Source organism: Granulicella rosea (genome assembly GCF_900188085.1).
GTDB lineage: Bacteria > Acidobacteriota > Terriglobia > Terriglobales > Acidobacteriaceae > Edaphobacter > Edaphobacter rosea.
Window position 1 is genome coordinate 120041 of the sequence record NZ_FZOU01000001.1, and the last position, 10179, is coordinate 130219.

10 protein-coding genes are annotated in these 10179 nt (G+C 63.6%); 7 read left to right on the forward strand and 3 right to left on the reverse strand.

Annotated features, from left to right (window positions below):
* Positions 1-72: 72 nt before the first annotated feature.
* Both CHB87_RS00605 and CHB87_RS00610 read right to left on the reverse strand, forming a co-directional pair.
* Positions 73-726, reverse strand: a complete 654-nt coding sequence (locus tag CHB87_RS00605) for a hypothetical protein (RefSeq protein WP_089406462.1) — start codon at positions 724-726, stop codon at positions 73-75.
* 147 nt (positions 727-873) lie between these two features.
* Entirely contained in the window at positions 874-1266 is a 393-nt protein-coding gene (locus tag CHB87_RS00610; RefSeq protein WP_089406463.1) for a response regulator, read from the reverse strand.
* 129 nt (positions 1267-1395) lie between these two features.
* On the opposite strand from CHB87_RS00610, the gene CHB87_RS00615 reads away from it, so the two are divergent.
* The 7 genes from CHB87_RS00615 to CHB87_RS00645 all read left to right on the forward strand — a co-directional run bounded on the left by CHB87_RS00615 (position 1396) and on the right by CHB87_RS00645 (position 9862).
* On the forward strand, positions 1396-3795 hold the full coding sequence (locus tag CHB87_RS00615) for a chemotaxis protein CheA (RefSeq protein WP_089406464.1): 2400 nt from the start codon (positions 1396-1398) through the stop codon (positions 3793-3795).
* Positions 3792-4238 carry a chemotaxis protein CheW gene (locus CHB87_RS00620; RefSeq protein WP_089406465.1) on the forward strand — a complete coding sequence of 149 codons (447 nt, stop codon included), beginning with the start codon at positions 3792-3794 and terminating at the stop codon, positions 4236-4238. The genes CHB87_RS00615 and CHB87_RS00620 overlap by 4 nt, the downstream gene beginning before the upstream one ends.
* A gap of 49 nt (positions 4239-4287) precedes the next feature.
* The gene (locus tag CHB87_RS00625) at positions 4288-6846 is read left to right on the forward strand and encodes a methyl-accepting chemotaxis protein (protein WP_089406466.1); all 2559 of its coding nucleotides are present in this window, start codon (positions 4288-4290) and stop codon (positions 6844-6846) included.
* Positions 6847-6882: 36 nt separating this feature from the next.
* Positions 6883-7260 (forward strand): response regulator, encoded by a 378-nt coding sequence (locus CHB87_RS00630; protein WP_217896991.1) that lies wholly within the window; start codon positions 6883-6885, stop codon positions 7258-7260.
* Positions 7261-7395: 135 nt separating this feature from the next.
* On the forward strand, positions 7396-8478 hold the full coding sequence (locus CHB87_RS00635; protein ID WP_089406467.1) for a protein-glutamate methylesterase/protein-glutamine glutaminase: 1083 nt from the start codon (positions 7396-7398) through the stop codon (positions 8476-8478).
* A complete protein-coding gene (locus CHB87_RS00640) occupies positions 8475-9341 on the forward strand; it encodes a CheR family methyltransferase (protein ID WP_217896992.1) in 867 nt (288 codons plus the stop codon). The genes CHB87_RS00635 and CHB87_RS00640 overlap by 4 nt, the downstream gene beginning before the upstream one ends.
* 8 nt (positions 9342-9349) lie before the next feature.
* Positions 9350-9862 carry a chemotaxis protein CheX gene (locus CHB87_RS00645; RefSeq protein ID WP_089406468.1) on the forward strand — a complete coding sequence of 171 codons (513 nt, stop codon included), beginning with the start codon at positions 9350-9352 and terminating at the stop codon, positions 9860-9862.
* Here CHB87_RS00645 and CHB87_RS00650 read toward each other — a convergent pair.
* Complete coding sequence (locus tag CHB87_RS00650; RefSeq protein WP_089406469.1) at positions 9859-10179, reverse strand: hypothetical protein; 321 nt, start codon at positions 10177-10179, stop codon at positions 9859-9861. The two genes, CHB87_RS00645 and CHB87_RS00650, sit on opposite strands and share 4 nt — an antisense overlap.

Sequence of the window (10179 nt, forward strand, 5' to 3'; positions counted from 1 at the left end):
TGCGAAACACAACCGCCGCATCGGGCATGGGCTCGATGCGGCGGTTTTTCGTGCGTGAAGGCAGGATGGTTTTCAGCGGGTCTCGGGTACGATGTCGACCTTCCGCTGCAGAATCTTCACGATCACCTCGCCCTCGCCCATGCCCGACCAGAGGTTCAACGTGCGCCCATCTTCGAAGCGGATGTGTACGTTGCCGGGGCCGACGCGCAGCTTCGTGATCGCGCTGTAGCGCTGGACGTACGGCGCGAAGGGATACATGTGGATCGTGATGCGATTGCTGGTGAAGCGCACCCGCAGCGCGGAGACGCGGTAGGCATACCAGGCGAGGCCGGTCAGCAGCAGCGTGATGCTCCAGCGGAGTCGATCGTCGAAGGAGCGGCTCCAGAGAAACGCCGTGAAGAGCGCCGTGAACGAGGCGAGGCCGATGGCCATCACCCGATCCGACGTGGGGAACTTTGCCGTGTAGTCGCCGCTGCGGCTGGCGGTGTCGACGATGGCCGCGGCGCGCTGGCGGCGCTGCCTCTCCGACGCCGCGATGGCAGGCAGGCCAAGGCTGACCGCGCTGGCCATCGCGAGCATGACCGACGCCACGGCGTAGACCCGCATGTGCGTCAGGTTGTAGCTCTCCGTCGCCGCGTTGAACTGACGCCATGCGGCGTAGGCAAGCGCCGCGAGGATCGCGCTTGCGGCCAGGGTCTTCCAGTGGAACCATCTGCTTGTCTTCATCTTCTCCGTGCTCTCGGTCTTTAAGGATAGACGAAGTGCGGAAGGAGGAAGACAAACGAGAGTGGCAAGAGCAAGAGCCAATACGGGGTCTCTCCATCCGCTTCGCTCCGGTCGAGATGACGGGCTTTCTGGGTGGTGCGAAATAAGCTAGCGGCGGCCCTGGAAGAGCGGGCCCAGCAGCGCCTTCACCATCTCGGGCGTGAAGGGCTTCGAGATGTTGCCCTTGGAGCCGGCGGCTTTCGCGCGGGCCAGGTGCGTGGGGCTGTTCTCGGTGGTGATCATGATGATCTCGGTGCCGACGCAGAGCTTCTCTTTCTGGATGCGTTCGAGGAACTCGAGTCCGCTCATCTTGGGCATGTTGGTGTCGGTGACGATGAGGTCGAGCTTTTGCTTCGCGCGCAGCTCGGAGCGCAGCACCTGGATCGCATCCATGCCGTCGGTGGCGTGTACGAACTCGTTGAAGGCTGGGTGCGCGGCGCGCACGGCCCTCTCCACCATCGACCGCAGCAGCAGTGAATCGTCGACAATCATCGCGCGCATGAAACATTCCTCCGGAAGAGCTTTCTCCTTACATCGGCCCGCGCCCGGCGGGCATGAGCGGTTCGATGGAGGTTAATGCTCCCGCAGTACCGCACCGATAAGTGGGTTAGCGAGAGGGTGGCTTGAGCAATGGATCAAAATGAACGCGAGCAGATGAATGAAGACATTCGCCAGTTCCTGATCGAGAGCAACGAGAACCTCGTCACGCTGGACGATGAGATCGTGAAGCTCGAAAAGACGCCGGAGAATAAGAAGCTGATCTCAAGCGTCTTTCGCACCATCCATACGATCAAGGGCACATGCGGCTTCTTCGGCTACGACCGGCTGAGCGGCACGGCGCACATCACGGAGAACATTCTGTCGCAGGTGCGCGCGGGCCAGCGCAAGCTGACGCCGCCGCTCATCTCGCTGGTGCTCGAAGCCGTCGACAAGATCAAGATGCTGCTGATCAGCATCGAGACCACGGGCGGCGAGGGCGAGGTGGATTGCGCGGAGTTGATCGGGCGGCTGGAGCAGGCGCATCTCGATCTTCATTGGCCCGCGGAGGAGACGCCGGTCGCAGCTCCCGCTGCGGTGAAGACAAGAGCGAAAGCAAAAACAGACGCAGCTCCTTCGGCTTCGCTCAGGATGACGGAAGCTGCCGCTGGCGTGGCGGAAGCTGCGCCCAGGATGACGGAAGTTGTGGCGATAAGAGAAGAGCCAGTTGCGGAGGTAGCGTTGAAGAGCGCGTCCGCTCCCGCGCCGGTGATGGTCGCGAAGGCAGAGGCGCCGGAGCCGGCGGCGGCGCCGGAGCGCAGACGGCCCGAGGCGGCCAACTCCATCGACTCGACCATCCGCGTGGATGTGGGTCTGCTTGATAAGCTGATGAACCTTGTCGGCGAGCTTGTGCTGGCTCGCAACCAGTTGTTGCAGGACACCAGCAGCCAGAGCGCCACGTTGCAGAAGACCTCGCAGCGTCTGAATCTCATCACCAGCGAGCTGCAGGAGGGCGTGATGAAGACGCGCATGCAGCCCATCGGCGTGGTCTGGAACAAGATGCCGCGCATCGTGCGCGACCTGGCGCAGCAATGCGGCAAGCAGATACGTATCGAGATGATCGGCGCCGACACGGAGCTCGACAAGACGATCATCGAAGCGATCAAGGATCCGCTGACCCATATCGTGCGCAACTCCTGCGACCACGGCGTGGAGCTGCCCGCCATCCGCGAAGGCAAGGACAAGGACGCCGAAGGCCGGCTGCTGCTGCGCGCTTATCACGAAGGCGGCGTGGTGAACATCGAGATCGCCGACGACGGCGCGGGCATCGATCCGGCGAAGATGAAGGCCAAGGCGATCGAGAAGGGTCTGATCACCGAAGAGCAGGCCGCGCAGATGGGCGACCGCGCCGCACGCGAGCTGATCTTCGCGCCGGGCTTCAGCACGGCCGAGAAGATCACCAGCATCTCCGGCCGCGGCGTGGGCATGGACGTGGTGAAGACAAACATCGAGAAGATCGGCGGCAACGTGGAGATACTCGCGGGCGAGCCATGCGGCACGACGATCCGCATCCGCATCCCGCTGACGCTCGCGATCATACCGGGGCTGATCGTCGCGCTGACCTCCGAGCCCGGTGGCCGCGTGAAGGAAGAACGCTTCGTGGTGCCGCAGGCAAACCTGCTGGAACTCGTGCGGCTTGAAGGCGCGAAGATCGCGGAGCGCATCAAGAGCCTGCATGGCACGCCGATCTTTCACTATCGCGGCAAGCTGCTGCCGCTGGTGTATCTGCGCAAGGTGCTGGGCAAGAGCGCGGCGCCGGACGACCGCGACGTGGTGAGCATCGTGGTGCTGCATGCGGAGGGCCGGCAGATCGCGCTGGTGGTCGATACGATCCACGACACGCAGGAGATTGTGGTGAAGCCGCTTGGGCGCCAGCTCAAGGGCCTGGAGTGTTATCTCGGCGGCACGATCATGGGCGATGGCCTGCCAGCTTTGATCCTCGATGTGGCGGGCGTGGCGCGGCTTGCGAGCCTGCAGGGACGCACCGGCGTGGGGCAGGAGGCGGAGCGTGGACGCATGCAGCAGGTGGACGCGCCAACGCAGATGCTGCTGCTCTTTCGCGCGGGCAGCTTTCATCGACTGGCGGTTCCGCTGCCGATGGTGGCGCGGCTCGAGAAGGTGCCTACGGCTCGCGTCGAGCGCGCGGCCGGGCAGGCGGTGCTGCATTATCGCGGCGACATCCTTTCTCTGGTGCCGCTCGCGCAGGTGCTCGATCCCGGCTGCGCGCACGATGCGTTTGCGCCGGAGATCATGGAGGTCATCGTGTTTACCGACGGCGTGCGCCGCATCGGCGTGGTGGTGGATGAGATCGTCGACATCGTCGATGAAGCGATCGCGGTGCGCCGCGGCTGCACGGCGCCGGGCCTGCTGGGCTCCGCCGTGATCGGGGGCAAGGTGACGGACCTGCTCGACCTGCATGCGATCGTAAGCGCAAGCGGCGACCAATGGTCGACGGCGCAGGACGACACGGTCGTACTGCGGGAGGTCGCATGACGCCAAGACCGACCGACTCGCGCCAATATGCAACCTTTCGTGTTGCTGATCTCTTTCTCGGCATCGAGGTGCTGAAGGTGCAGGAGCTGATCCGCCGACAGGAGATGACGCACGTGCCGCTCGCGCCGCAGGCGGTCGAAGGCCTGATCAACCTGCGCGGCCAGATCGTGATCGCGATCGATACACGTCGCAGCCTGGGGCTGCCGGCGGCCGAGGGCGACGATCAGCGCGTGAACATCGCCATCCGCACGGGCGACTCGGTCGTCAGCCTGCTGGTCGATGAGGTCTGCGATGTGATCGACATCCCGTTGTCGGCCTATGCGCCGGTGCCGGAGAATATGCCGCTTGAACAGAGGCAGCTCATTCAATGCGTGTACCACGTGAAGGACGGGTTGATGCTGGTGCTCGACACGGCCCGCGTCTTCGAGAACGCCTGCAGCTAAAGAGTTTTGAAGTTCGATACCGTACGCGAAAGTTCGAGAGGAATACGCCATGCTGAAGACCAAGCCCACTGCCAGCCCTGTCCGCAAGATGATCCGCAGCAAAGCGCCGCGCCGCGCCGCCACCGCGGGTCTCAACGTCTCCGCCGAACTCGCCCGCCAGTTGGAGGCGATGAGCCGCGTGCAGGCGATCGCGGAGTTTGGCATGGATGGCGTGATCCTGACCGCGACCGAGAACTTCCTGCGCATGACGGGCTATCGGCTCGACGAACTGGAGGGCAAGCATCACAGCATCTTTACGGCCGGGCCGGCGGAACGCAACGGTTCGGAGTATCGCGCGTTCTGGCAGAGCCTGGAGCGCGGCGAGCCGCAGACCGGCGCCTTCCGGCTGATGGGCAAGGACGGCAGTGCGCTGTGGCTCCAGGGCTCCTACAGCCCTATCCCCGGTCCGGACGGGATGCTCGAGAAGGTGGTGGCCTTCGGCATCGACGCAACGGCGGCGCACGCCCTGCAGGAGCAGGTGGAAGAGTACAAGGTGCGTGCCGCCATCACCGACATGACGAGCATCGTCTCCGAGTCGGACCTGAAGGGCGACATCGTCGACATCAATGAAAAATTTGTGGAGATCTCGCAGTACAGCCGCGAGGAGCTGATCGGGCATCCCCACAGCACAACGCGGCACCCGGACATGCCGAAGCAGACATTCAAGGAGCTGTGGAGCACGATCGGACGCGGCAACACCTTTCGCGGCGTCATCAAGAATCGCAAGAAGGACGGGACTCCTTATTACGTGGACGCGGTGATCGCGCCGGTCATGGGCGAGAACGGCAAGCCGCGCAAGTATATCGGCGTGCGCTACGACATTACGGAGCTGGAGCTCGACCGCCAGAAGGCGAAGGCTGTACGCTACGCGATCGACAACGCGAACCTGTATGCCGAGTACAGCCCCGACGGGGTGATGCTGGTGGCGAACGATCGCTTCTGTAACGCATTCGGTTACGAACGCGAAGAGCTGATCGGCAGGCACCAGAGCATGTTGACGCATCCGGATCTGAAGATTCCCGGAGCGGTCGACATCTGGAAGGAGCTCGCGGCAGGCAAGTGCTGCTACGACTCCTTCAAGCGGCATACCAAGGATAAGCGCGTCATCTGGATTCAAGGCACGTATGTGCCGATCGTCGACGAGGGCGGGCGCGTCACCAAGGTGATCAGCGTGACCACCCTGATTACCGAGCAGAAGGTGGATGAAGAGAACCGGCAGCGCCAGATGGACGAGACCAACCGCAACCAGATGGTCATCGAATTCAACAACGACGGCATCTGCCTCAACGTGAATGAAAACTTCTGCCGCGCCTTCGGCTATGCGGCCGACGAGATCAAAGGCAAGCACCATAGCGGTTTTGTGGAAGCAGGCTATCGCGACAGTCAGGAGTATGCGCAGTTCTGGCGCGATCTGAACGAAGGCAAGTTCAAGACGGCGGAGTTCAGGCGCTTCGGCAAGGGCGGGCGTGAGGTATGGCTGCAGGCCACATACAGCCCGATGTTCGACGTGACCGGTCGCGTAAACCGCGTCGTGAAGGTGGCGACCGACATCACGGCAGCCGTGCAGATGAAGCAGGATACGCTGTTGACCGAAGAGCACGAACGCGCCGCCGCCGCCGTGCTGCAGCAGAAGGTGAACGAGCTGCTGACGGTCGTGGCCGCGGCCGCCGACGGCGACCTGACGCGCCGGCTGACGGTTGAGGGAGACGATGCGATCGGCAAGGTGGCTGCGGGTTTCGGCAAGCTGATCGCCGATCTCCGGACAAGCATCACGGGCATCGGCGAGACGGCGATGGGCGTCTCCTCGGCGTCGGAGGAGCTGCTGCGCATCAGCCAGCAGGTTGCGCTGAACTCCGACGGCTCGTTCCAGCAGGCAAAAGCGGTGTCGATGAACAGCGAGCAGGTGTCGGCCAATGTGAGCATCGTCGCGGCGAGCTCGGAGGAGATGCTGGCCTCGATCCGCGAGATCTCGAAGAGCGCATCGGGCGCATCGCGCATCGCACGCACCGCCGTCGCGATGGCCGATGAGACGAACCAGACGATCAGCAAGCTCGGCCTGTCGAGCCAGGAGATCGGCAAGGTCATCAAGGTCATCACCTCGATCGCGCAGCAGACGAACCTGCTTGCCTTGAACGCGACGATCGAGGCCGCGCGCGCGGGCGAGGCAGGTAAGGGCTTCGCCGTGGTCGCCAATGAGGTGAAGGAACTTGCGAAGGAGACGGCGCGCGCGACCGAGGAGATCAGCCTGAAGATCGAGGCGATCCAGAACGATACGAAGGCAGCGGTGAAGGCCATCGGCGACGTCAGCTCGATCATCAACGAGGTGAACGACATCTCAAGCACCATCGCCTCCGCGGTCGAAGAGCAGACGGCGACGACGAACGAGATCGGCCGCAATGTAACCGACGCCGCACGCGGCACGAGCGACATCGCGCGCAACATCAATGTCGTGGCGGAGTCCGCGCAGGCGACCACCAACGGCGCCCGCGATACGGAGAACGCGGCCAAGGCGTTGACCCAGATGGCGACGCAGTTGCAGGTGCTGGTGCACCGCTTCCGCATTGCATAGCGATCCTATTCGGTTACATATTGACGCGAGGGCGAAATGATGAAGGCGCTGGTGGTCGACGATTCGAAGGCAATACGCAACATGCTGGCGCGCATCCTCGTGCGCAACGGGTTCGAGGTGCTGCAGGCGGAGGGCGGCTTCGAGGCGCTGAACCTGCTCGAAGGCGAAGATACCGATCTCGACCTGATGTGCGTGGACTTCAACATGCCGGAGATGAACGGTCTGGAACTGCTGGCGGAGATGCGCGATCAGCCGCGCTTCGACGATCTGCCGGTGATGATGGTGACGACGGAGACGCATGTGGAGTTCATCACATCGGCGCTGGCCTGTGGCGCGAACGAGTATGTGATGAAGCCGTTCACGGAGGACATGATCGCGGACAAGTTGAGGGTGCTTGGGTTGTTGCCTTATTGAAGCGACAAGGAGAGGAAGGGCCGGAGCGTCGCTCGCGCGCGGATCCGGATAGGCCACGGCGCAAGCCCTGGCCTATCTTGAAGACGATACAAATGCAGGACCAACAGTACGCAGATCAAAGGCTTACTTGCAGCTATGAGATACGTTCCAGAGACGCTCTCCGCGACGGAGAAAATTCGAGTGCTGGTGGTGGATGACTCGGTCGTCATCCGCAGGATGCTGTCGCGCATTCTGGAGAGCGACTCCGCGATTCAGCTTGTCGGCGTGGCCTGCAATGGGTTGGAGGCGTTGACGAAGATCGCCGAGTTGAAGCCGCAGGTGGTGACGCTCGATGTGGAGATGCCCGAGATGACGGGGCTTGAGGCGTTGCGCGAGATCGCGAAACGGCATGCCAATGTGCGCGTCGTGATGCTGAGCAGCCTGACCACGCAGGGCGCGGACACCACCATCGAGGCGCTGATGTCGGGCGCGAGCGACTACGTGGGCAAACCCGCGCAGATGGAGGGCTCGGCGTTTGAGCGCCTGTCCGTCGAGCTGCTCATGAAGGTGAAGCAGTTCTTTCGCTTCGCCGGTTCGCCGAGTGACGAAGCGGCGCCGGCGCCGAAGCCGATCGTGCTGGCGGCCTCGCCTGCCGCAACGATATATCACGAGATCTGCGCCATTGGCGTTTCGACCGGTGGGCCGACCGCGTTGCTGGAGGCATTGCCCATGGCGCCGCGCGACTTCCCGCTGCCGATCGTGATCGTGCAGCACATGCCGCCGCTGTTCACGCAGATGCTGGCCGAGCGGCTGGATCGCGCATGCGCGATCGAGGTGCGCGAGGGCAAGGACGGCATGACCGTCGAGGCCGGACAGGCCATCGTCGCGCCGGGGGGATATCACATGCGCGTGGTGCGAGCCGGCCGAGGGCTCGCCGTGGCGCTCGACGAAGGCCCGCGCGAGAACTCCTGCCGGCCGGCGGTCGATGTGCTCTTCCGCTCGATCGTCGAGAATCTCGACGGTCGCGCGATCGCCGCCGTGCTGACGGGCATGGGCTACGACGGATTGGAAGGTTCGCGCATGTTGAAGGCGCGCGGCGCAACCGTGCTGGCGCAGGACGAGGCGACGAGCGTGGTGTGGGGCATGCCGGGCGCGGTCGTGGGCGCTCATCTGGCGGACGCCGTGCTGCCTATCCACAGGATCGTACCGGAGCTGATGAAGAGGGCGCATACCCGATGACGATGCAGACACAGACCACGAGCTTCGGCTCGCTTCCAACCGCGCCTTCGATCGGCGAGTTGTCCACGCGCAGCTATAGCTTTCTGCAGACGTTCATCTATGCCGAATCCGGCATCGTGCTGGACGAGGACAAGCAATACCTCTTCGAAAGTCGTCTGCGCCCCCTCGTGCTGCGCGAGAACCTGGGCTCGCTCGATGCACTCTGCGACCGCGTCGCCAGCGGGCGGGCGCCATCGCTGGCGCGGCTCGTGGTCGAGGCCATGACGACCAACGAGACGCTCTTCTTTCGCGATCAGACGATCTTCGAATCGATGAAGACGACGGTCTTCGCGGAGCTGGCAAAGGCCGCGGGCACGCGCCGGCTGCGCATCTGGTCCGCCGCCTCGTCCACCGGGCAGGAGGCCTACAGCGTGGCGATGAGCCTGCTCGAAGCCGGCTTCACCCCCGGACAGGTGGAGATCGTCGGCACGGACCTTTCCGATCAGGTGCTCGAACGCGCGCGCTCGGGCAAGTACGTGCAGTTCGAGGTAAGCCGCGGGCTGCCGATAAGTCTCTTGATGAAGTACTTCACCAAGAGCGGGCTGGACTGGCAGGTGAAGCCGGAACTCCGCACGATGGTGCGGTTCGAACGGCTGGACCTGCGCGGCAGCTACGCGGGCATCGGCCCATGCGACCTGGTGCTGTGCCGCAACGTGCTCATCTACTTCGACGCTACGACCAAGCAGCAGATCCTCGCCTCCATTGCGCGCAACCTTGTTCCCGGCGGCAAGCTGGTGCTGGGCTGCGCGGAGACGCTGATCGGAATGGACCACCGCTTCGAACGAAAGCTTTACGGGCAATCGACCTTCTACTCCGTGCGATAGGACAAACCATGACGCTGACCGACCTGGCCACACCTGAAAATCTCGAAGCGCAGATCGCCGTTGCAACCCAGGCCTTTGCCATCCTGGCGGGCATGGAGGTCTTCCCCTCGCCGCCGAACCATGCGGCCGACGACGATCAGGCCGCCATCTCCGCCCGCATTCAATACATGGGCGAGAGCCAGGGCAGTCTGCGCATCGAGTGCAGCCCATCGATCGCCTTCACCTTCACCCACCTGGTGATGGGCGTGGAGACGCCGGGCGCGTTCAACTCCGACGTGGGCGACGCCGTGGGCGAGTTGATCAACACCATCGGCGGCAATCTGAAGGGGCTGCTCTCGTGCGACACGCGCATCGATACGCCGGAGGTCTTCGCGAAGGCATCCGAGATGGAGGTCATGGCGCCGCACATGCAGTTGAGCTGCCTGCACTTCGACTCCGCCTTCGGCGCCTTCCGTCTGGTGCTGTCGACCGACTTCAAGAAGGACGTCAGAGGGCGGCGCGTGAGAGAGAAGAAAGCCTAGCGGGCAAGTCCGGCTCGAAGGATCTGCCCCTCCGAGCTGGATTCCCTGCCGAATCGCCACTGCCCCGTTCCATTAAGGCTATTGCCCACAGCGGTTTGCGGGAGGGTCACTGCGGTCGCCGAGAGCTGGAGCGTGGTCGGCGACGACAGGTGAATCGTGAAGTCCGGCGGCGGGATATTCAGCGCGGGCTGAAACGGAGCGTTGGCCGGCGCAAGTTCGAAGAGCGCCGTGGTGTTGAGCGACGAGTTATTAGCCAGATTGAGCAGCGCTGCAACCAGGTTGGCCGGCGCCGTGCCACCCGTCAGGGTAATGAGCAT

Excerpts from the sequence above, each read along its gene's own strand:
- CHB87_RS00620 (WP_089406465.1), top strand. The coding sequence starts at position 3,792 with ATGACGCCAAGACCGACCGACTCGCGCCAATATGCAACCTTTCGTGTT.
- CHB87_RS00630 (WP_217896991.1), top strand. The coding sequence starts at position 6,883 with ATGATGAAGGCGCTGGTGGTCGACGATTCGAAGGCAATACGCAACATG.
- CHB87_RS00635 (WP_089406467.1), top strand. The coding sequence starts at position 7,396 with ATGAGATACGTTCCAGAGACGCTCTCCGCGACGGAGAAAATTCGAGTG.
- CHB87_RS00650 (WP_089406469.1), bottom strand. The coding sequence starts at position 10,179 with ATGCTCATTACCCTGACGGGTGGCACGGCGCCGGCCAACCTGGTTGCA.
- CHB87_RS00605 (WP_089406462.1), bottom strand. The coding sequence starts at position 726 with ATGAAGACAAGCAGATGGTTCCACTGGAAGACCCTGGCCGCAAGCGCG.
- CHB87_RS00610 (WP_089406463.1), bottom strand. The coding sequence starts at position 1,266 with ATGCGCGCGATGATTGTCGACGATTCACTGCTGCTGCGGTCGATGGTG.
- CHB87_RS00645 (WP_089406468.1), top strand. The coding sequence starts at position 9,350 with ATGACGCTGACCGACCTGGCCACACCTGAAAATCTCGAAGCGCAGATC.
- CHB87_RS00625 (WP_089406466.1), top strand. The coding sequence starts at position 4,288 with ATGCTGAAGACCAAGCCCACTGCCAGCCCTGTCCGCAAGATGATCCGC.
- CHB87_RS00615 (WP_089406464.1), top strand. The coding sequence starts at position 1,396 with ATGGATCAAAATGAACGCGAGCAGATGAATGAAGACATTCGCCAGTTC.
- CHB87_RS00640 (WP_217896992.1), top strand. The coding sequence starts at position 8,475 with ATGACGATGCAGACACAGACCACGAGCTTCGGCTCGCTTCCAACCGCG.